The following is a 22,524-nucleotide window of genomic DNA, read 5'->3' as shown; positions in this document are numbered from 1 at the left end:
AGCATTTCCCCCTTCTCTTCTCTCTGTGTTCTCTGCGCCTGGAGTGCTAGCCTGCGGCAAGCCGCTTTGCGTCTACGTAAAAAAACAGTTTCAGCCCTTTTGTGAACCGTATTGGGGTTGGGGGGATCTCCAAAGACTGAGGTGCTTAAAGAAAGGTTTGAAAACACGCCCTAGTATTTATAGTACAATGATGATTAAAGAAGCTATTGATGCTAGATAATGGGAAGGCTTTGACATTTTCTTGCCAATCTAGCCCAGACAAACAGAACTAACACTTATGCGAACTCACTATTGCGGCGAACTCCGAAAAGAACATATTGGAGAAACAGTTACCTTTTACGGATGGGTAGACCGTCGCCGCGATCACGGTGGTGTGATATTTTTAGATTTACGCGATCGCTCTGGAATTGTCCAAATCGTCAGCGATCCGCAACGCACCCCAGATTCTTATGAACAGGCGAACGCCCTGCGAAATGAATATGTTGTCGAAATTACTGGTAGAGTAACACAACGTCCCGAAGAATCGCTGAATACCCGCATCCCAACAGGCGAGGTAGAAATCTACGCCGATAAAATTCAACTCCTGAATGCTGTTCGCAAACAGTTACCTTTCCAAGTTTCTGTAGCTGACACCGAGACAGTGCGGGAAGACTTGCGGCTGAAATATCGCTATTTGGATTTGCGACGCGATCGCATGGCGCAAAATTTGCAACTGCGTCATCAAATTGTCAAAGCCATGCGTCGTTATTTGGAAGATTTGGAAGGTTTTATCGAAGTTGAAACCCCAATACTTACCCGTTCTACCCCAGAAGGGGCGCGGGATTATGTTCTACCCAGTCGCGTCAATCCTGGTGAGTGGTATGCTTTGCCGCAATCACCCCAGCTATTTAAACAATTGCTGATGGTATCCGGCTTAGATAGATATTATCAGATTGCGCGTTGCTTTCGTGACGAAGACTTACGCGCCGACAGGCAACCGGAATTCACTCAGTTGGACATGGAAATGAGCTTCATGTCCCAAGAAGAAATTATCGAACTAAACGAGAACTTAGTTTGTCATATCTTTAAAACAGTTAAAGGAATTGAGTTACAGCGCCCTTTCCCTCGTCTCACTTACGCTGAGGGGATGGAACGCTACGGGAGTGATAAACCAGATACACGCTATGGTTTGGAATTAGTTAACGTATCAGATGTTGTCAAAGACTCTGGTTTCAAAGTCTTTCGCGACACTGTTACTAATGGTGGTATTGTCAAAATCTTGCCCATTCCCAACGGTAACGATGTAATTTCTAATGTCCGCATTAAACCAGGCGGCGACTTATTTAAAGAAGCCAGCGAAGCCGGTGCTAAAGGTTTAGCTTATATCCGCGTCAGGGACGATGGCGAAATTGACACCATTGGCGCGATTAAAGACAACTTAAGCGTTGAACAAAAACAAGAAATTTTACGCCGTACAGGTGCAAAAGCTGGACATTTGCTGTTGTTTGGGGCAGGGGAAGCTGCTACAGTTAATAAAACATTAGATAGATTACGGCAAGCGATCGCTAAAGAATTTGATTTAATTGATCCAGAAAAAATCAACTTGCTCTGGATTACAGATTTCCCCATGTTCGAGTGGAATGCTGACGAAAAACGTTTAGAAGCACTGCACCACCCGTTTACAGCACCACATCCTGATGATTTGAGCGACTTAAAGACAGCACGCGCCCAAGCTTACGACTTAGTACTCAACGGCGTAGAAGTTGGCGGCGGAAGTCTGCGGATTTATCAGCGAGAAATTCAACAACGGGTGTTTGAAGCGATTGGTTTATCTCCTGAAGAAGCACAAAGTAAATTTGGCTTTCTTTTGGAAGCATTTGAATATGGTACACCGCCGCATGGTGGCATCGCCTACGGTTTAGATCGTTTGGTAATGTTGCTAGCTAAAGAAGAATCTATTCGAGATGTAATTGCTTTTCCGAAGACACAACAAGCGCGTTGTTTATTAACAGATGCACCTTCGAGTGTAGACGTTAAACAGTTGAAAGAATTGCACGTTGCTTCGACTTATAAACCAAAGTCTTAGCGAACTAAGTAGGTCGGCGCAATTAAAGCTAACTGGCTAAGGCTGTCATTTGTCATTTGTCCTTCGTCATTTACAAGGGTTTTAAGCCTATTTACGTTTCGTAACATATTTAGGTTTTTTCGCGCCAACTTACTTAGAGAATTATTTAAGTAAGATTTGGTTGGGGTAAGAATCCCCATTCAAATCTTCCCAGTACAATCAGCATCCAATCCCCAGTCTCAAATGCAATGGAAGTTTTCTTAGCTAATATTAATCATCTTGAAAGTGTTTCAGTACTATTTGATAAATATCGGATTTTTTACAATCAGCCATCAAATATTGAAGCTGCTAAAGAGTTTCTCAAAGAACGTTTCCAGAATAATGACTCGGTAGTATTTGCAGCTAATGACAATGGGGAATTAGTTGGATTTACTCAGCTTTATCCCAACTTTTCTTCAGTGTCGATGAAACGAGTATGGATATTGAACGATTTGTATGTGGAAGAGTCATATCGCCGCCAGGGAATTGCCAAGTTATTGATGAGTGTTGCAGAAGAATACGCAAAAGAGAGTGGAGGCGTTCGAGTAATTTTAGCTACTCAAATTTCTAACATAACCGCGCAAAAACTCTACGAAGCGCGAGATTACATTAAGAATGAAGAGTTTTACCATTATGCTTTGCAGTTGCAGTAGTGTAGCATGACAACAAACGAACTCAAAGCCTTAGAGCTTTTTGCTGGTATCGGTGGGTTTCGCCTGGGTATGGCAAATGCAAATATTCAAACAGTATGGGCGAATGATATTAACGAACTTTGCTGTAAAGTTTATGAAACTAATTTTGGCAAAGACTCTATTGTTTTAGGCGATATCAACGAAATCCCCATCTTAGACATTCCCAATCATGATATTTTAACTGCTGGCTTCCCTTGCCAACCTTTTAGTCCTGCTGGTAAAAAACTTGGCGTAAGAGATATAGTTAGGGGAACATTATTCGAGCGCATTATAGAAATATTAGACCAGAAGCAGCCAAAATATTTTTTTTTGGAAAATGTCAAAAGACTTTTGACAATGGAAAATGGCTATCACTTTAGATTAATTTTAAATGCACTTTCTGAATTAGATTATTTTCTCGAATGGCGAATAATTAGCCCCTTGAGCTTTGGTATCCCTCAAAATAGAGATAGAATTTTTATCTTTGGCACCAAATTAAACTCAACAGACATAACACTTAATACGTTAGAACAGCTATCAGTATTTTTGACTAAAGAAGATAATATTTTATTACCAAGTATTGAAGATCCATTGGTAAAATATATGTTGCCAATCATGACGATGAAAAGTAAAAATGAGAATTGGGGAATTGCCTATAAAAATCAGATGTTCACTCAAAATATTTTGTCGTTGCCTGATATCAAGCCAAGAAATAGGCTTCAGGATATTCTTCAGAATCAGTCAATGGTGGATACCCAATTTGATTTTACTACCGATACGTTGGAGCGCATTAAGCAAAGTAAGCCTGTAAATCGTTATTGTAATGGAGTTGAAATATTGTACAACCAAGACGGAGGCGCGAGACTTGGTTATACTATATTCGGAACTAATGGCATTGCATCAACATTGACTGCCTCAACATCAAGGCATTATGAACGTTACCAAGTAGGTGATAAATTTCGACGTTTAACTAATATTGAATATGCCAGACTTATGGGTTTTCCTGATGATTGGTGTCAAATTGCCAGAATTTATGATCAATACGCATTATTTGGGAATGCCGTTGTCCCAGCTTGTGTAGAGTGGGTGTGCAAAAGAATCGGACAAAGAAACTTTGAATTGAGTAAATCTGGTTGGCAACAATTAAGTTTGGCTATTTAAAAAATGGAAGTGCTAACCTTATCTTCCCTCAAAACTGCTGCACGGGATTTTTGTATTGTACTTAGTGAAACACCTATTCCTAATCTGTATGGTGTTACAGATGGTAAAGCAGTAGGAACGTATGTTGAGTTTACTTTTAATCAATATTTGTCTACAAAGTATGAATATATCCTTGGTAGTGCTGCTTTAGGAATTGATTTTCCCGGATTAGAAGTTGATTTAAAAGTGACATCAGTTCGTCAACCCCAATCTTCATGCCCTTTTCGGAATGCTAGTCAAAAAGTATATGGATTGGGCTATAATTTGCTGATATTAGCATACGAAAAGATTGATGATCATAGCGATCGCACTGCTAGTTTAAAATTTCAGAATGTTGTCTTTGTATCAACAGAAAGAACTGGAGATTATCAAACAACCTACGGGTTAAGAGAAATCTTACGCCGTAATGGTAACAAAGAAGATGTAATAGCATTTTTAGAAGAACGCAACTTTCCATTAGATGAAATTGGGCGTGAGATACTTGCAGAAAGAATTTTGCAGCAACCGCCGGAAATTGGCTATCTGACAATTTCTAACGCACTACAGTGGCGGTTGCAATACAGTAGGATTATCCAGGTAGCAACTACAACGACAACAGTAGGTGTAGAAAATCTACTGCTAGGGTGAAGAGAATTAATGCTTAATGCTGCTGCCAAAATAGAATTAACAAAGTAATGGGGTTTAATTCCCCTGCCTCCACAGGCAGCACGAATTGAACGCCTAAATCTAAATCCCCGTCACAAAACGTAATTGCGAATGGGCGAAAAAGCGAATTGCGAATTGTTTTAAGCCGCTACCCCCAGAATTCCTCATGAGCGAATCTATTACCTTGACAGACGCTAGTTTACTACCAGAAGATTTATTACCAGATGTTAGTCTTCTGGTGACAGAGGACGATGAACCCTTGGATAATCTACCATCAGAAAAACAACAAAGATTACTAACAGAAACCCTTTACAGTTCTTGGAACGGGCCAAGTAATGCCCAAGGATTTCTTGTTGCTGCTAATGTAGGGTTATTTGCCACTGGTAAGCAACCGCCGATTGTACCAGATGTATTTTTGAGCCTAGATGTACAGATAGCAGAAAACTGGTGGGAAAAAAAACATCGCTCCTATTTCTTTTGGGAGTTTGGCAAACCGCCAGAGGTGGTGATTGAAATTGTTTCAAATCGAGAAGGCAATGAAACAGGACGGAAAATCTTAGAGTATGCCAGGATGCGGGTAATGTACTATATTATCTTTGATCCAAGTCGGCAACTTGATGGTGAAGTTCTACAGATTTACGAGTTGGGAGGGCGGCAATATATACCGATGAATCAGCAATGGCTGACTGAAGTTGAGCTAGGTTTATGTTTGTGGGAAGGTGTATATGAAGGTAAGCGGGATGTTTGGCTGAGGTGGTGTGACGCGACGGGGAATATAATTCCTACTGGTGCAGAACGAGCCGAACAAGAACATTTACGAGCCGAACAAGAGCGAGAAGCTAAAGAAACTGCCCTGCAACGGGCTGAACGCTTTGCAGCACAGTTACGAGCTTTGGGTGTTGAGCCAGAAGTTTAAATAGGACTTACGCAACTGGCATATTAAGTAGGTTGGGTTGAGCATAAGCGTTACCCAACAAAGTCTCGATAATGTTGGGTTTCGTTCCTCAACCCAACCTACACCAGATTTAGTTTTTAGCCTTAACTGAACTGTATTGGACTTTAGTCCTCTTTCATCAGGGCTTCAGCCCTGACTACAAACTAAAAGCTTTCATTTTTTGTGACACTTGCGTAAGTCCTATTAAAAACAAAAAAAACCCGCCGTAGCGGGTTACACAACAAACTAAGAACAATGAAAACTTGATTTAGCCCGAATACCTTATCTCAGCTTCCAGTTGACGAATCAGTTGTTCGTCGCCCTTTGCTCTGGCTACTTGCAAGCGATGCTCTAGGCTTTTTTGAATATTTTCTCTGTGAGCTTCTTGTGCCTTCCTGCCACTTTGTAGTCTATTTTGATTCATAGTGATTCCCTCTTTAATTTTTTACTTTATGTCTTGCATTCTTAACATAACACATATTTTGTAGCTGTTGCTACAGAATTTTCTAAATTAATATAGATTATAGCAAAAATATGCTTAAGAAGCAGATAGGTCAACAACGACTCCTAACTTTACTAAGCGATTTCGGCGATCGCGATGTTTATGTAGGCATAATGAAGGGAGTCATAGCCCAAATCAACCCCAGACTGACGGTGGTAGACTTGACGCACCAAATTCCGCCGCAAGACATAGCCGCAGCTAGGTTTTGCCTGATGAATGCTTACGCCTATTTCCCCCTTGGGACAGTGCATTTGGCAGTAGTAGATCCGGGTGTGGGAAGCAAGCGACGAGCGATCGCAGTAGAATTTGCTCAAGGGTTTCTGGTAGGCCCAGATAATGGTACATTTAGTGGAGTACTCAGTCAAAGTCCGGCGATCGCAGCCGTTGAACTCACAAATCTTAACTATTGGCGAACTTCTCAACCAAGCAAGACTTTTCACGGTAGAGATATTTTTGCACCAGTGGGAGCTAATCTTGCTAGTGGTGTCCCCCTCAAACAGCTAGGACAAGAAATTGATCCAGCAACTTTGGTAAAACTGGATATAAGCGAATGCAAGCAGACAACCACTGGTATAGTGGGTTGCGTTCAATATATTGACAATTTTGGCAACTTAGTGACCAACATTCCAGGGAGTTATGTACAAGGCAAAACTTGGAGTGTGCAAGCGCCTGGGTTGAAGATACCAGGTTGTGAAACTTATAGTGATGTAAAAATGGGAGAGCTAATAGCTTTAGTTGGGAGTCACGGTTGGGTAGAAATTGCCATTAATCGCGGTAATGCTCACTCCCAGTTACAGATTAATTTAGAAGATGCACTACAAATCTGGTTTTTCTCAGAAAACCAGACCAGAGAAAATTGCTAAAGTAAGAAAGTGAAAAATCATCAGGCTTAAAACCGCCTGTTGTGGCTCTAAAGATACTATCTGATAAAAAGTGCAATCAAGTAACTACTAGAAAATGTAAGTTAAAGGATGCTGGCATTGAGTTCGTCTCATTGGTCATAATAGACATAGGAGTGAAAAAGAATCTCAAACCCTTATCCTGTCTATATGAAAACCTAATTTATGGAGATGTCTAATAAAAAAAGTAACCCTTAAGCAATTTACTGTTGTACTGTACTAGAGAATCATAATTCTATTCTTAGCTATGACTACACAAACACTCTCTGCACCAGAAGTTTATCATGGCCAGTTTGGCGAATTTACAATTACTCAGAGCGATCGCACTGGCGTAATTATCTACCGCGCTGGGTTAATGGTAGCAGCATTGAGCTTTGCCATAGGCAGCGCTTTGGTTTTACTCAACAATAACCCGGCTGTTGTAACTGGACTAACGCCTCTATATGCTTGTTTTAGTCTTGCTCTTGGTGTAAGTTTATTTACCATTCATATCTACATGGTATTACTGCACCGAATGTTGCAAGTTTTTTGGGCGATTGGTAGTATCGCATCAATGATATTGGCACTATCTAGCAGTGAACCTTTGGCTGTTACAGTTTACAATCAGCCGATGACTTTATTCGGAGTTGGTTTTATCTTTGTTGCTTTGACGGGTATTTATTTTAAAGAGGCTTTTTGCTTCAATCGTGTGGAAACCAAAGTATTAACCGTAACAGTACCGCTACTGTTGTTAGGACATTTAGTGGGAATTTTACCAACTCAGGGGGAAAGTCTTTTATTAGGAATTTGGGCGACGTTATTTTTGGTATTTGCCCTGCGAAAGACAGTGCAAGCAATTCCGGCTGATATTGGAGATAAATCTGTGTTTACCTACTTAAAAGAACAACGTTTAGCTAAGGTTTAATGCAGGACAAAAATCGTCGGCGTCAAAAATTTCCCAAAATCAAAATCATCAAACGCCAATAAATGTGGACACTTACGGCTCAGGGGTGGGCGATTGCCATCGCTTTTATTGCTTATTTCATATTTTTCATTATTACTCATGTACACTCATTTCTCGCCGTAACTTCCCCGATCAATTCAGCAGAAGTATTAGTTGTTGAAGGATGGCTACCAGATTACGCTATAGAAAAAGCTTTGACTGAATTTCAAAACGGTTCTTATCGTCAAATAATTACTACCGGAGGTACATTAAGGAAAGGAAGTTATCTTACCGCATACAATAACTATGCAGACGTGTCAGCCGCTACCTTTATAAAACTCGGTTTAGAAGCAGAGAAAGTAGTAGCAGTTCCGACACCTTTTGTGGTTAAAGATCGTAGTTATGCATCTGCTGTCGAATTTCATCGCTGGCTATCCAATTCCAATTTACAGATAGAATCAATTAATCTTTTTTCCTTGGACGTTCATGCCCGTAGGAGTTGGTTTCTTTTCAAAAAAATCCTTACCCCTGACATTAAAGTTGGTGTGATTGCTGCGACAACCGAAGATTACAATCCAAGCAAATGGTGGGGTTCTAGCGAAGGTGTACGGACAATTATTCATGAAGCCATCGCTTATATTTATGGACGGTTTTTGAATTGGCAAAACTAAAAGTTATAAGTAGAGCGACGCGAATAAAGCTAACTGGGTAAGGGTGTCATTTGTCATTTGTCATTTGTCATTTGTCCTTCGTCCTTCGTCATTTATAAGGCAATACGCTTGGGTTAAGCATTTCCTCCTTCTCTTTCTCTCTTCTCTCTGTGTTCTCTGCGCCTCTGTGGTTCGTAAAAAAAAAGAGTTTCAGCCCTTTTGTGAACCGTATTGATTTATAAGGGTTTAAGGTGTATTTACGTTTCGTAATATAGTTTAGTTTATTCTTGCCGACTGACTTACAGCAGAAATATTGGCGTTAGAGGGGGTTTGAATTTTAGATTTTAGACTTGGACTACGCTCAGTCGAAGGATTTTAGATTTTGAGATTTTTCATTCCATTCAAAATCCAAAATCCCAAAGGGTGTTTGAATTTTAGACTTTGAGATTTTTCATTAAATCCAAAATCCAAAATGGTATTACTTAGCCAAAATTTGTAACAAAGCTTGGCGATAAATTTTTAGGCCTTCTGCATTCAGATGGTCGCCATCAGTGGTCAAATTCTCTTTAAGAACATTATTTTCATATAAGGCTTCTAGTCCTGCTGCTGCAACTGGCACTTTTTCTGTTTCAGCAACTTGGTTAATCAGAGCATTAATTTGTTCAAGTCTAGAAAGTGGGGCTGCTACAGTTGGATCTGAACTTGCTGCAACTGTTGAATAAAAAGCCGGAATGAGAAAAATTTCTTTATTTCCCATTGTGCGGACTAGTGCGATCGCCTCTTGCAGATTTTTGCTAAATAACTCATCACTAGTCCCATACAAAGCATCATTTCCTCCTATGGCAATAATGGTTTTTTCACATTTCACCTTGGTAGGAATTAAACTTTTCAGTTGTTCTAGTAATGAGATTGTACTCAGACCATTTAACCCAAAATTAAAAGTACCATTTCCAAGGGTATTACCAACTCCAGCCGAAATAGAATCGCCAAATAAGCAACCTGAGAACTGTTTATCTTGGGCAGCAAGTGTCTGATATTGCAATGCAATTTTCCCTAAAGGTGAAGAACTTACATTATCTTTTGGTCGTGCATCAGCAGAACTAGAAGATGAATTTGCCATGCTGACTAGCTGAGAAATTTTGGACACGTCAACAACTAGTTGATTACTGGGGTAAGCTTCTAAAAAGCTGATTATTCCTAGACCTTCAGCTGATTTTGCTCCCAGGATAATGGAAGATCGTAGCGCTTGTATACTGGCTTGATCGCGACGGGCGATCGCAGCAGAAGCAAAAGATAAAATTTGCTTGCCCATTCCTGTGTTTATCAGCTGATCCAAAGCCACAATATCAAGGGATATTTTCACCTTAAGGGCATCTTGAAACTTCTGTTTCTCCTTCGCGCTAAGGTAATCTAGGAAAGATTGCAGATCGGCAGAAACCTTTTGCGTTTCGTCATAGTTGCGTATATCTGCCACCGGGATCGATTGCTCAAACAATCCATACCTGACAGTAACTTTTTCGGCTGCCAAACTAGGCAATAAACCAAGACCACTATGCAGCAGTAAAAAAATTAAGCACCCAGATAGACTTATTAGAAGACGATAGAAATATTTCATCACCGAAGATAACAAGATAGATGTCAATAGTTAATAGTCGAGAGTCAAGAGACAAAAGTCAAGGGGCATTGGGTATGGAGAAGAGACAACGGAGAGATTGATTGAATAATTTCCCCTGATCTCCTTCCACATCAACAGCCAAACCTAATTTGGGAATACTCAATCCAGTAGGCGTGAGGATGGAACCGTGGTAGAAGAAGGTGCATATTGGCTAGCTTGGGCGCAAATTTCTGGCATTGGCCCAGTATTACTGCGACGGCTGCAACAGCATTTTGGGACGCTGGCAACGGCTTGGAACGCTACCAAGGTAGAGTTAGGAGAAGTAGAGGGTTTTGGTTTTCAGACACTAGAAAAAGTAATACAACAGCGATCGCGTTTGCACCCAGAAGAACTATTCAGCAAGCACCAGCAGGAAAATTCCCATTTCTGGACACCAGCAGATGCAGATTATCCCCGCTTACTGTTGGAAACTCCCAGTCCGCCACCGATTTTATACTATCGCGGTGAAGTCGAACTTCAAGAAAATCTCGGACAAAAACCAATGGTTGGGATTGTCGGAACACGCCAACCCTCAGAATACGGTATCCGTTGGACTCGCCAAATTAGTACAGCTTTGGCTAAAAATGGCTTTACAGTTGTTTCTGGGATGGCAGAGGGAATTGATACAGAAAGCCACATCGCCGCCATGAAAGCAGGTGGACGCACGATCGCAGTTTTGGGGACTGGTGTAGATGTCATCTATCCACATAAAAATCGAGATTTGTACAAGCAAATTTTGACTTCTGGCTTAGTCATGAGTGAGTACCCCACAAAAACCCCACCCGATCGCACTCATTTTCCCCGCCGTAACCGAATTATTGCTGGTTTAAGCCGCGCCATCCTGGTAATGGAAGCACCGATAAAATCTGGTGCTTTAATTACTGCTACCTACGCAAATGAATTTGGCAGAGATGTCTATGCACTCCCTGGTAGGGTGGACGATCAACCATCCCAAGGGTGCTTAAAGTTACTCAATCAAGGTGCTTCTTTCATTCTCAAAGAACTAGATGAACTGTTAACAATGTTAGGAGCTATACCACAAGTTGATACAGTTGAAGCATTACCAACAGCCCAACAGTTAATTTTGCTAACTTTATCCCCAGAATTACAAACGGTAATGAATGCGATCGCGAATAATGATGCTTTACCCTTCGATTTTATTGTCCAACAAACCAGTATGGCTGCTGGCTCAGTTTCTGGTGCTTTGTTAGAGTTGGAACTTATGGGTTTAGTTTCACAACTCCCAGGAATGCGGTATCAAAAAACTTAGGGAGTGACAAGAAATAAATTACTCAAATAAACGTAAACGCAAACGCGAGTGCGTCTCAAAGTCAATTTTGTTAACGAACCGCAAAGGCCGCAAAGGACGCAAAGGAAGAGAAGAGAGAAGGAAGAAATGCTTAAGTGAACTGTATTGGGTTAGGGGGGATCTTCGAGTTTGAAAACACGCCCTAGGGGGTTAGGTTAGGGCTTGCTGAAAAAGTCCTTTGGTGAGGGCAGGGAATAGGGAACTCTTAACAGGGAACAGTTTTATCCCTATTTTTTCCAATTTATTGTGGTACTAGAAATTGTCAATGCAAGGCTTTTAAGCCTCATACACCTATTGTCTTGCACTTTTTTCTGCGGTAATAGCCTGAAAAGTTTGAAATATAAGGATTTTACCGTTATTCAGCAACCCCTAGGTTAATCGTTAGCTTTTCCAGATGACCTGAATTGTCAGAGACACAGATAGGACTTACGCAAAAACTCTCTGAAACTCTTGTTCCTTTGCGTCCTTTGCGTCCTTTGCGGTTCGTTTTTCATGATTTTGCGTAAGTCGTGACAGAGAACACAGAGAAATGAGGAGAAGATAGTTTTTTGCCAAGCCAGTTGTGATCAAAGAGGCTTAAAGCGTTTACTGGGATAAACTTCGATTTTCATGAAAAATGCTAAAATCGCTCCAGCACAAATGCTTTCAGGCATCTTTGATGACTTTCGACCTTCCCGACTCTCTAATTCTCGATGCTGCACTTTCAGTGTCTGGATTAACTGACTATATCCGCTTGGTGTTAGAGCAAGATGAACAATTACGGCAAGTTTGGGTAACTGGCGAAGTTTCCAGTGCTAACCACCATCGTAGTGGGTTATTTTTCACGCTCCAAGATCCCGATCGCACCGCCGGAATTAAGTGTGTGGTATGGAATAGTCAATTGCCAAAACTCGCCCAAATACCCGTTCCCGGTGAGCAGGTAATGATTTTGGGCAGTATTCGCGTGTATCCGCAACGGGGAGAGTATCAGTTATCGGTTTGGCAAACTCTACCTGCTGGTGTTGGTTTACAGGCGTTGCGCTATCAACAACTAAAAAATCGCTTGCTGGCTGAGGGATTGTTTGACGCCGAAAGAAAGCGATCGCTCCCCACCCACCCCCAAACCATCGCTGTCGTCACTTCCCCAACTGCGGCGGCTTGGGGTGATATTCAAAAAACTCTCAAGCAAAGGTATCCAGGTTTACAAGTTTTATTTTCTCCCGCTACAGTACAAGGTGAGCAAGCACCTGAATCGATCGTCAAAGCAATTGAGCGGGTGGAACGAGATGGCCGCGCCCAAGTGCTAATTTTATCGCGGGGTGGTGGCGCGGTGGAAGAGTTGGCTTGCTTTAATGATGAAGGAGTGGTGCGATCGCTAGCTAATTGTTCGATTCCCGTAATTACTGGTATCGGTCATCAACGAGATGAATCTTTGGCAGATTTAGTTGCAGATGCTTGTGTGCATACACCCACTGCGGCGGCGGAAAGAGCTGTACCATCACTTTCAAAGTTGTATACTGAGCATCAGCAGCGAGTTGTGGCTTTACATGAGGCGGTGCATGACTTTGGGGAAAATTCTCTCAATCAACTGCAAGGATTGCGCAATCGTTTGCGACGTTTGCGGTTAGATCGACAAGTGCAACAGGAGGTGGACAAGTTAGGTTGGAAGCGTCAGCATTTGCTACAAATTACGACGGGGCGATCGCAGCAAGCAACGCAGCATCTAGAGTTATTACGGCAAAAGTTGGCTAGTCTTGACCCGAAAGCGGTGTTACAGCGTGGTTATGCGGTAGTGAGAAGGGAAGATGGGGCGATCGCTCGTTCTGCGACTGAGTTGGCTGTGGGGCAAGATTTGTTAATTCAGTTGGGGCAGGGTGGGGTTAAAGTGAAGGTTATGGAAGTAAACGAACCGCCAAGACGCAGAGGACGCAGAGAGGTTGATGGTTAAACGTAAGAATGCTTCTAGTTCTGAGGAAGGTTGGAATTATGAGGCGAAGGTTGCTGAAATAGAGGGAATAATTGCTCGTATTGAGGCGGGTGAGTTGGATTTGGAGGCGGTGTTTGAGCAATTTGCAACTGCTGTTGAGTATTTGCGTCAGTGTGAAGGTTTTTTACAGCAGCGACAGCAACAGGTGGATTTGTTGATTGAAACTTTGAGTGATGAATAATAATTGCAACTATCCTGAAGCTCACATTTAGCTAGAACTTATAAGTAGCTGGACAGAATTAAAGTTAACTGGCTAAGGCTGTCATTTGTCATTCGTCATTTGTCATTAGTAAGGGTTTTAAGCTTATTTACGTTTGGTAACATACTTGATTTTTTTCGCACCAACGTACTTACTCAACTACTTATTGTGGGGTGGGCGTCTCACCAGCCCTTGTGTATGGGCTCTCGTGTCGCCCACCCATACACAAGATTGGGTAATTTATTTGTTGTCAGTCCCTTAAGAGACTTGTACTCCTACGGAGAAGCAACTGGGGTGTCACGCAGGAATGAGAGTTTGAGAAGGTTTTTGCGTCAGCCCTATTAGCAATTAAACTTTTTGCAACAGTCTCTTCACGCGGTAGAATAACGAAATTTTGCAAGATGTCTAATCATGAAACCATTTCTTTTTGTAAGCGACCTAGATGACACCCTCGTATATCGCACTGTGGGCGATGATAACGCTTTACCAGAACTAAATCAACTACTAAGTCAACATCGCCAAGAATACGGCACTAAAATCGTTTATTCTACCGGGCGATCGCCTGTACTTTATAAACAACTCCAAGCTCAAAAAAATATTTTGCAACCCGATGCCCTCGTCCTTTCGGTTGGTACAGAAATCTACCTTGATGGTACTGATACTCCAGACTCAGGTTGGTCAGAAATCCTCTCTCCAGGATGGCAACGGGAAACTGTATTATCTATTACCCAGAAATACCGTGAGTTAGTTCGCCAACCAGATTCAGAACAGCGTCCCTTCAAAGTGAGTTTTTTCCTACAACAAGAAGTATCTGCCAGAGTGATACCACAACTTGAAGCAGAGTTGCAAAAAAAATATAAATTAAATGTAAAGTTAATCTACAGTAGCGGTATTGACCTTGACATTGTACCCCATAGCAGCGATAAAGGTCAGGCAATGCAGTTTTTACGCCGGAAGTGGAAATTTGCAGCAGAACAAACAGTTGTCTGTGGTGATTCAGGTAATGATATTGCTTTATTTGCTGTAGGCAACGAACGGGGCATCATTGTGGGGAATGCCCGCAAAGAGTTACTCCAATGGCACAATGAGTACCCTTTTGACTATCACTACCTGGCAAAAAGTTTTTGTGCAGGTGGAATTATCGAAGGATTAAATTATTTTGGTCTCTTGTAATGATTAGTTATCTAAAAGGTATAGTCGCTGGTATCCAAACAATTGGCGCTAATCGCGTGATTCTGACTCTGGAAGTGAATGGCTTGGGGTATGATTTGCAAGTTCCCCAACGGCTAGCAAATCAGTTACCAGAGTCGGGAGGAGTGGCGCAAATTTTTACCCATTTCCAAATTCGGGAAGAAGTACCCTTCCTATATGGCTTTGCTTCGCCATCTGAACGCGATTTATTTCGCCACTTGCTGACTGTCACAGGTATTGGTGCAGCCTTAGCGATCGCCCTCTTGGACACTCTGGAACTACCAGATTTAGTCCAAGCAATTATCGCTGGCAATACACAAATCTTAATTCAGGCTCCTGGTGTCGGTAAAAAAATCGCTGAACGCATCTGTTTGGAACTGAAAAGCAAATTAGTCGAGTGGCGCAAATCAGCCGGGTTCTTCGTCGCCACAGGTGGCCCAGCACCGGGAATTCTCGAAGAGGTGCAAATGACCCTCTTTGCCTTGGGATATACTGCCCATGAGGTCAGTCACGCCCTCCATGTGGTAAGTGAAGACATCGGGCTACCGAAAGATGCCTACGTCGAAGATTGGATTAAACAAGCGATCGCTCATCTCAGCAGCGAACAAGTTTAATTGTCATTGGTCATTTGTCATTTGTCATTTGTCATTTGTCATTAGTTATAGGACTTACGCAAAATAATGAAAAAACGAACCGCAAAGGACGCAAAGTACACAAAGGAATAAGAGTTTCAGAGAGTTATTGCCTAAGCCTTAAGTTATTCTCTGCCCCATCCCCCTCATCCCCCTCATCCCCCTCATCCCCCCCATCCCCCTCATCCCCCTCATCCCCCCCATCCCCCCCATCCCCATGCCCACCGACCCTTATGCTTGGCTAGAACATTCCTTAGCAACAATTCATCAGGCAGACTGGTATCGCTCAGTACAAACAATCCACGGTCGTCCGGGTGCAACGGTGGTTTTAGCTGGGCAAGAGGTAATTAATTTTGCTAGCAATGACTATTTGGGATTGGCTGGAGATCAGAGGTTGATGGCAGCTGCAACTGCTGCGATCGCTGAATTTGGCACTGGTAGCACTGGTTCGAGATTACTCAGTGGGCATCGGGAATTGCACAGGGAGTTAGAGGAGGCGATCGCATCTACCAAACAAACAGAAAATGCCTTGGTCTTTAGTTCTGGGTATCTAGCCAATTTGGGTGCAATTACCGCCCTGGTTGGCAAGCGTGATTTAATATTCTCTGACCAGTACAATCATTCCAGTCTGAAAAATGGAGCGATTTTGAGCGGTGCAGCAGTTGTGGAATACCCGCACTGTGATATCGCAGTCCTAAAAACTCATTTGAGTCAACACCGACAAAACTACCGACGCTGTTTGATTCTTACTGATAGCGTCTTCAGCATGGATGGCGATTTATGTCCATTACCAGAACTTTTGGATCTTGCTGATGAATTTAACAGTATGCTGCTAGTTGATGAAGCTCATGCCACTGGGGTATTAGGAAAAACTGGCGCTGGATGTGTCGAATATTTTGGGTGTACAGGAAAGCAATTAATTCAGATTGGGACTTTGAGTAAAGCTTTGGCTAGTTTAGGCGGATACGTAGCAGGAAGTAGCGCCCTAATTGACTTTTTGCAAAACCGCGCACCCACTTGGATTTACACCACTGCGCTTTCACCGCCTGATACGGCGGCGTCCTTAGCAGCAATCAAGATCGTGCAACAAGAACCGCAACGCCGTGCCCAATTGTGGCAAAATGTACATCACTTGAAAAATTTGCTGCAACAACAGTTACCTAATCTCAAATTACTGCCTTCAGAATCACCCATACTATGTTTTCAATTGCCTAGTGCAACAGATGCACTCAAAGTTGGAAAAAAGCTCAGAAATGCTGGCATTTTTGCCCCAGCAATTCGTCCCCCCACAGTGCCCACAAGTCGAATCAGAATATCTTTAATGGCAACTCATGAAGCAGCACATATTGAAAAATTGGTAGCAGTGCTGAAGGATATCTGTTAACCCAATTCGCTTTCCGATTATTTAGAGTACTCCAAGTAAAAAAATGCCCAATTGTCATTGCTTCATTACGCTTCGTTTCTTACCCTGCCTTAACGCCAAGGGCGGGTGTACTTCATGTAAATGAGAACCGCTATATTAAGTAGGGTGTGTTACGGCTGTGTAGGAATTTGAGGGTTTGAGAAAGTCTAATTTAGCCGTAACGCACCATATTTTTAGGTGCGTTACGCGCTGCTTTAACGCACCCTACCATTTAAGGTTTACTTTTTAAATTGTCTCTAAAAATTCAGGATTCTGTGGCGATAAGTTCTTACAAATTAAACAAGATTGCTATATAAAATTAACCATAAAATTTTCCCTATGATGCATACTATATTTTTGGGTAATTAACCTCTAACAAAAGAAGTTTTTTAAATAAATAAAAATCTATCTGGAGATAAATTACTAAAAGTTGCAATCTAGCTTAGGCTATACGTAGCCTCTGCAATAAGTATTGGTTGTTCCAACACATTTCATGCCCCATATTCATTATTCCCGGTTACTACCCTATGGCATTGTTGTATTAATTGTCACAATTTCCTTAGGGCTAATATTGATGCTAGACCCCTGGTTAAGCATGAGTGGAACTCCTTTTCTACTGTTTTTTAGCGCTGTAATGGTGAGTGGCTGGTATGGTGGTTTGAAATCAGGGCTATTAGCAACCGGCTTGTGTGCGTTAGCGAGCAATTACTTCTTTCTCCCCCCAGTTTATAATCTGAGTTCTGACTTCTCCAATTTTGTCAGAATTGGGTTGTTTGCATTACAAGGATTGCTCTTTAGTATCTTATGTGAGGCATTAAGGACTGCTAAAAAACAGGCTGATGCGAATCTACAACACCTGAGAGTTAGTGAGGAGCGATTTCGATTAGCCTTAAGCAGTTCAGATATTTTGCTTTTTCAGCAGGATTGTGATTTGCGATATCAATGGATTCATAATCCTCAAGGTCTAGAAAGTGCTGAGGAAATGTTAGGTAAATCTGATGATGAATTATTTCCAGCCTCAGTAGCAGAGCAATTAAAAGTTATTAAACTAAAAGTAATAGAGACTGGTATTGCAACCCGCGAAGAAGTTTATTTAACAACTTGTAAAGAAGACCGTTACTATGATTTGCTAGTTGAACCGTTAAGGGACGCAAATAATAGCATTCAGGGTATTACTTGTACAGGTATGAATATTACCCAGCGCAAGCAAGCAGAACTAGAAAAAGCCAGATTGAATCAGGAACTTCAGCAAGCTATTCAGCAAAAAGACGAATCTCTGGCGTTACTCAATGCTTGGCTTACTAGTTCACCAGTGGCGCTGGCTTTTCTTGATACTGAACTTCGCTTCATTCATGTTAATCAAGCCCTAACCGCCGTTAGTCGTGTACCGCAAAGTCAACATATTGGTCGCACTTTTCGGGAAGTACTACCGGAATGGGCAGCACAAATTGAGCCTGTTTTTCAGCAAGTGATGGAATCTAGACAGCCCTTGCTTGACCAAGAAGTGAGCGGTGAAACCTATGGCCCTGGGGTGTATTGTTATGCTCTTGTCAGCTATTATCCGGTGTGTTTGCCCGATGGGCGGTTGTTGGGAGTGGGCATTAGTTCAACTGATATTACTCAACTCAAACAAACTGAGCAAGCATTACGGGAAAACGAAGCGAAGTTTCGCAGTGTGGTTGAGTCCAATATGATTGGTATTGGCTTCTGGGATAGAGACGGTAGGATCACAGAGGCTAACGATGCCTTGCTGAATATGGTGGGTTATTCTCGTGAAGAATTACTTGCCGGAACACTTCGCTGGCAAGACTTAACTCCTACAGAGTACTTAATACTCGATGACCAAGCACTGGCTCAATTTCAAGACAGCCCCTTTTGCACACCCTTCGAGAAAGACTATATCCGTAAAGACGGCTCACGCTTCCCGATTTTGATCGGTGCTAGCCATTTTGAAGGGACTGTAAATCGAGGAGCTTTCTTTGTTGTCGATATTACAGAGCGCAAGCAGGCTGAAGAAAGACTCCGCTACATCGCCCAAATTAGTAGTTTACTCTCTACTTCCCTTGATTATGAAGAAACTTTAGAACAGATCGCCAAAATCTCAGTTCCCCAACTGGCTGATTGGTGTAGCGTTGATATTTTAAATGAAGATGGTTCCATTCGTCGTCTACCTATTGCCCATGCAGACCCATCCAAAGGGGAGTTGGCGCGTAAACTTCAGGAGTATGCAACAGATTACAAGGGTGTACGTGCAATTACTAGAGTATTACAAACCGGGCAACCAGAATTAATTTCAGAAGTATCTGACTCGCTATTAGTAGGGACTACTCAGAATCACGAACACTTAGAACTTGTTCGGCAATTGGGAATGAAGTCTGTGATGATTGTGCCGTTAATTGCCCAAGGGCGAGTACTCGGCTGCATCAGCTTTGTTAGTGCCGAATCAAACCGTCGCTACGATCGCACGGACTTAACTTTAGCCACAGATATTACCCATCGTGCTGCCTTAGCAGTGGAAAATGCCCGACTTTATCGAGATATCAACCAGGCTTTAATCCATTATGCCGAATCTCTATCTCTTTTGGATGCGCTGCTGGAAGCAGCTCCTGTTGCCGTCTGCTTTTTAGATCGGGAACTGCGATATCTCCGAATTAATCAAGTTTTCGCTGATATTAACGGTTTGACCATCGAAGAACATCTAGGACGCAAATTTAGGGAAGTTTTGCCAGCGATGGCAACTGAGTTTGAGCGACAGTTACAGCGCGTGTTAGATACTGGAGAACCCCAGCTAAATGTAGAAATGAGCGGTGAGACAAGGGGACAACCCAAAAGTTACGGTTACTGGCTAGGCAACTATTACCCAGTTAACAATGCAATGGGTGAAACGGTAGGAATTGGGATTATTTTGGCAGATGTGACAGCAGCAAAGCAAACAGAAGTAGCCTTGCGGGAAAGCGAAGAAAGGTTTCGGGCAATGTTCAACCAAGCAGCTGTCGGTATTACTCTCGTAGCCTTGGATGGAAAATTTCTGCAAATTAATCCGGCTGTGTGCGAAATTACTGGGTATAGCCATGAAGAGTTAATTCAAATGAATTTTCAGGAAATTGCCCATCCTGACGATTTAGAAGTTGATTGGGAAAATACTCGGCGAGTTTTGGCACAAGAAATTAATGGTTATTCCCTAGAGAAGCGCTACATCCGCAAAGATGGTTCGATAGTTTGGGTAAACTTAACTTCCTCAGCAGTTTGGGATGCTAAGGGAGTTCCAAAGTATGCATTAGGCATTATTGAGGATATTAGTGAACGTAAACAGGTTGAAACTACACAAAACTTTTTAGTCGAAGCCAGCACCTTACTAGCTGCGTCTTTAGATTATGAAATTGCCTTAAAAAATGTGGCAAATTTGGCAGTTCCAACCTTAGCCGACTGGTGTATTGTAGACGTTTTTCAGCCAGATTGGTCAAGTAAACAAATTGCGATCGCCATTGCCGATCCCACAAAACAAAATACTTTAGACGAAATCCGACGGCGTTATCGACCCAAAACCAGAACCAAACAGCTTGTGCGGCAGCTAAAGCTAGGAATATCTGCCTTTTACTCGGAATTATCTAACTCTAATCTTTTAGAGATGGCTGAAGACGACGAACATCTGCAATTGCTGCAAAGTCTGGGTATTCGTTCTCTAATGGTAATTCCAGTTCGTTCTCGTGGGCAATTATTTGGAGCAATCTCTTTCTTTACAGCCGAGTCGGGTAGGCACTACCAACAAATAGACTTAGCTTTAGCAGAGGATATTGCTCGACGGGCGGCGATCGCCATCGATAACGCTAGACTGTATCAAGAAACTCAACAGGCAAAACAGGCAGCCGAAAGGTCTGTCAATCGCACGGTACTTTTACAAAGAATAACTGCTGCCCTCTCCGAAGCCCTAACTCCCCAACAAGTGGCTGATGTGGTAGTCAACCAAGGAATTTCCGCCTTGGAAGGCACTGGTGGTTCCGTTGTCTTACTTGACCAACTCGGTAGTGACCTAAAAATTGTGCAAGCAATTGGCTATCCACAATCGCTTATAGACACCTGGGCAAGTTTTCCGATCACAGGATCTAACCAAATAGCAGAAACAGTCAGAACTGGGCAGCCGATTTTTGTAGAAAATTTAGCAGCGATGATTGCGAGATATCCGAGTTTAGCAGATATTGTGACTCTCACCGGCAATAATGCCTGGGCTTCCATTCCCTTGATCGCAGAAGGCAAAGTAATTGGGGCATTGGGATTAAGTTTTACCAATGTTCAAATATTTAATGAAGAAGACCGGGGATTTATGTTGACACTGGGACAACAATGTGGTCAAGCCATCGCTCGCGCTCAACTTTATGAAGCTGAAAAGATTGCCAGGGCACAAGCCGAGACAGCCAACCGCATTAAGGATGAATTTCTCGCTGTCCTTTCTCATGAACTCCGAACTCCCTTGAATCCGATTTTAGGGTGGGCAAAGTTACTCAGAACCCGTAAGTTCGACGAAGCCACTAAAATCCGGGCATTGGAAACAATTGAGCGCAATGCCAAGTTACAAACTCAACTGATTGGAGATTTGCTTGATGTTTCGCGGATTTTACAAGGTAAAGTTAGGTTAAATCTTTATGCAGTGGATTTGAAAGTAGCGATCGCAGCTGCATTAGAAACGGTGCGTTTAGCAGCAGAAGCCAAATCAATTCAAATTCAAACGGTATTAAGTAATGATATCGGCAAAGTTCTCGGCGATAGCGATCGCTTGCAACAAGTGATGTGGAATCTCCTCTCCAATGCCGTTAAATTCACACCCACAGAGGGACTTGTAGAAGTACGTTTACAGCAAGTTGGGTTAGATGCCCAAATTCAGGTAGTTGATACAGGTAAAGGAATCAACCCGGAATTTTTGCCCTACGTTTTTGATTACTTCCGACAAGCAGATGCTAAGACAACCAGAGTATTTGGCGGACTAGGATTAGGACTGGCAATTGTCCGCCATCTAGTAGAACTTCATGGTGGTACAGTTCAGGCAGAGAGTCTCGGAGAAGGACAAGGGGCTACCTTTACAGTCAGCCTACCTTTGCTGAAAAATTCTGAGTTGCGAATCAGCAGTGGTGAGGCTTCTCAACCAGAACTTAGTAACGACGACACATTACTTGCAGGAGTGCAAATCTTGCTTGTGGACGATCAAGCTGATGTGCGAGAGTTTTTTAGCTTTGCCCTAGAACAATATGGCGCGACTGTGACGACAGTTGAATCAGCAGCCGAAGCACTGGAAACATTAGCGCAATCAAAGCCAGATATTTTGTTAAGCGATATTGGAATGCCCTTAATGGATGGCTATATGTTGGTGCGCGAGGTGAGAAAATTACCGCCAGAGCAAGGCGGGCAAATTCCGGCGATCGCCTTGACAGCTTATGCTGGAGAAATGAATTATAACCAAGCAATGGCCGCCGGATTTCAAAAACACCTACCGAAACCCGTTGATCCTGTAGATTTAGCCACAGCGATCGTTAATCTTATTAAGTAGGTCGGCGCAATTAAAGTTAACTGGCTAAGGCTGTCATTGGTCATTGGTCATTTGTCATTAGTAAGGGTTTTAAGCTTATTTATGTTTTGTAACATACTTGAGTTTTTTCGCACCAACGTACTTAAG

The 22,524-nt window shown here is 42.4% G+C and carries 18 protein-coding genes; 16 read left to right on the top strand and 2 right to left on the bottom strand.

The window, feature by feature from the left end:
- Positions 1 to 277: 277 nt before the first annotated feature.
- The 5 genes from aspS (at position 278) to LC605_RS02140 (ending at position 5,515) form a co-directional block, all read left to right on the top strand.
- Positions 278 to 2,065: an aspartate--tRNA ligase gene (gene aspS, locus LC605_RS02160; RefSeq protein ID WP_229545932.1), complete on the top strand. Its 1,788-nt coding sequence runs from the start codon at positions 278 to 280 to the stop codon at positions 2,063 to 2,065.
- A 227-nt stretch (positions 2,066 to 2,292) separates the two neighbouring features.
- Positions 2,293 to 2,736, top strand: coding sequence for a GNAT family N-acetyltransferase (locus tag LC605_RS02155; protein ID WP_229545931.1), 444 nt, complete (start codon positions 2,293 to 2,295; stop codon positions 2,734 to 2,736).
- A gap of 6 nt (positions 2,737 to 2,742) precedes the next feature.
- Positions 2,743 to 3,915, top strand: coding sequence for a DNA cytosine methyltransferase (locus tag LC605_RS02150; RefSeq protein ID WP_229545930.1), 1,173 nt, complete (start codon positions 2,743 to 2,745; stop codon positions 3,913 to 3,915).
- Positions 3,916 to 3,918: 3 nt separating this feature from the next.
- Positions 3,919 to 4,581 (top strand): restriction endonuclease, encoded by a 663-nt coding sequence (locus LC605_RS02145; protein ID WP_229545929.1) that lies wholly within the window; start codon positions 3,919 to 3,921, stop codon positions 4,579 to 4,581.
- Between the two features lie 184 nt (positions 4,582 to 4,765).
- Positions 4,766 to 5,515 (top strand): Uma2 family endonuclease, encoded by a 750-nt coding sequence (locus LC605_RS02140; RefSeq protein WP_229545928.1) that lies wholly within the window; start codon positions 4,766 to 4,768, stop codon positions 5,513 to 5,515.
- Between the two features lie 286 nt (positions 5,516 to 5,801).
- On the opposite strand, the gene LC605_RS02135 is transcribed toward LC605_RS02140, so the two are convergent.
- The gene (locus LC605_RS02135; RefSeq protein WP_229545927.1) at positions 5,802 to 5,957 is read right to left on the bottom strand and encodes a hypothetical protein; all 156 of its coding nucleotides are present in this window, start codon (positions 5,955 to 5,957) and stop codon (positions 5,802 to 5,804) included.
- A 110-nt stretch (positions 5,958 to 6,067) separates the two neighbouring features.
- On the opposite strand from LC605_RS02135, the gene LC605_RS02130 reads away from it, so the two are divergent.
- The 3 genes from LC605_RS02130 (at position 6,068) to LC605_RS02120 (ending at position 8,527) form a co-directional block, all read left to right on the top strand.
- Positions 6,068 to 6,898: an S-adenosyl-l-methionine hydroxide adenosyltransferase family protein gene (locus LC605_RS02130; RefSeq protein ID WP_229545926.1), complete on the top strand. Its 831-nt coding sequence runs from the start codon at positions 6,068 to 6,070 to the stop codon at positions 6,896 to 6,898.
- A gap of 283 nt (positions 6,899 to 7,181) precedes the next feature.
- Positions 7,182 to 7,838, top strand: a complete 657-nt coding sequence (locus LC605_RS02125; protein ID WP_229545925.1) for a DUF2301 domain-containing membrane protein — start codon at positions 7,182 to 7,184, stop codon at positions 7,836 to 7,838.
- A 62-nt stretch (positions 7,839 to 7,900) separates the two neighbouring features.
- A complete protein-coding gene (locus LC605_RS02120; protein ID WP_229545924.1) occupies positions 7,901 to 8,527 on the top strand; it encodes an ElyC/SanA/YdcF family protein in 627 nt (208 codons plus the stop codon).
- A gap of 457 nt (positions 8,528 to 8,984) precedes the next feature.
- On the opposite strand, the gene LC605_RS02115 is transcribed toward LC605_RS02120, so the two are convergent.
- Positions 8,985 to 10,148, bottom strand: a complete 1,164-nt coding sequence (locus LC605_RS02115) for an alpha/beta hydrolase (protein WP_229545923.1) — start codon at positions 10,146 to 10,148, stop codon at positions 8,985 to 8,987.
- A 160-nt stretch (positions 10,149 to 10,308) separates the two neighbouring features.
- On the opposite strand from LC605_RS02115, the gene dprA reads away from it, so the two are divergent.
- The 8 genes from dprA to LC605_RS02075 all read left to right on the top strand — a co-directional run bounded on the left by dprA (position 10,309) and on the right by LC605_RS02075 (position 22,398).
- Complete coding sequence (gene dprA / locus LC605_RS02110) at positions 10,309 to 11,430, top strand: DNA-processing protein DprA (protein WP_229545922.1); 1,122 nt, start codon at positions 10,309 to 10,311, stop codon at positions 11,428 to 11,430.
- Positions 11,431 to 12,127: 697 nt separating this feature from the next.
- Positions 12,128 to 13,396 (top strand): exodeoxyribonuclease VII large subunit, encoded by a 1,269-nt coding sequence (gene xseA / locus LC605_RS02105; RefSeq protein ID WP_229545944.1) that lies wholly within the window; start codon positions 12,128 to 12,130, stop codon positions 13,394 to 13,396.
- Positions 13,389 to 13,616 carry an exodeoxyribonuclease VII small subunit gene (gene xseB / locus LC605_RS02100; RefSeq protein ID WP_229545921.1) on the top strand — a complete coding sequence of 76 codons (228 nt, stop codon included), beginning with the start codon at positions 13,389 to 13,391 and terminating at the stop codon, positions 13,614 to 13,616. The genes xseA and xseB overlap by 8 nt, the downstream gene beginning before the upstream one ends.
- A 429-nt stretch (positions 13,617 to 14,045) precedes the next feature.
- Positions 14,046 to 14,807, top strand: coding sequence for a sucrose-phosphate phosphatase (locus LC605_RS02095; protein WP_229545920.1), 762 nt, complete (start codon positions 14,046 to 14,048; stop codon positions 14,805 to 14,807).
- On the top strand, positions 14,807 to 15,439 hold the full coding sequence (ruvA, locus tag LC605_RS02090; protein WP_094328759.1) for a Holliday junction branch migration protein RuvA: 633 nt from the start codon (positions 14,807 to 14,809) through the stop codon (positions 15,437 to 15,439). Before LC605_RS02095 ends, ruvA begins: the two co-directional genes overlap by 1 nt.
- Positions 15,440 to 15,453: 14 nt before the next feature.
- A complete protein-coding gene (locus LC605_RS02085; protein ID WP_229545919.1) occupies positions 15,454 to 15,702 on the top strand; it encodes a hypothetical protein in 249 nt (82 codons plus the stop codon).
- Positions 15,675 to 16,841, top strand: coding sequence for an 8-amino-7-oxononanoate synthase (gene bioF / locus LC605_RS02080; RefSeq protein ID WP_229545918.1), 1,167 nt, complete (start codon positions 15,675 to 15,677; stop codon positions 16,839 to 16,841). The genes LC605_RS02085 and bioF overlap by 28 nt, the downstream gene beginning before the upstream one ends.
- Positions 16,842 to 17,352: 511 nt before the next feature.
- On the top strand, positions 17,353 to 22,398 hold the full coding sequence (locus LC605_RS02075; protein WP_229545917.1) for a PAS domain S-box protein: 5,046 nt from the start codon (positions 17,353 to 17,355) through the stop codon (positions 22,396 to 22,398).
- Positions 22,399 to 22,524 lie beyond the last annotated feature (126 nt).

Source organism: Nostoc sp. CHAB 5836, assembly GCF_020829445.1.
GTDB lineage: Bacteria > Cyanobacteriota > Cyanobacteriia > Cyanobacteriales > Nostocaceae > Nostoc.
This window is presented reverse-complemented; position numbering and strand designations above follow the sequence as displayed.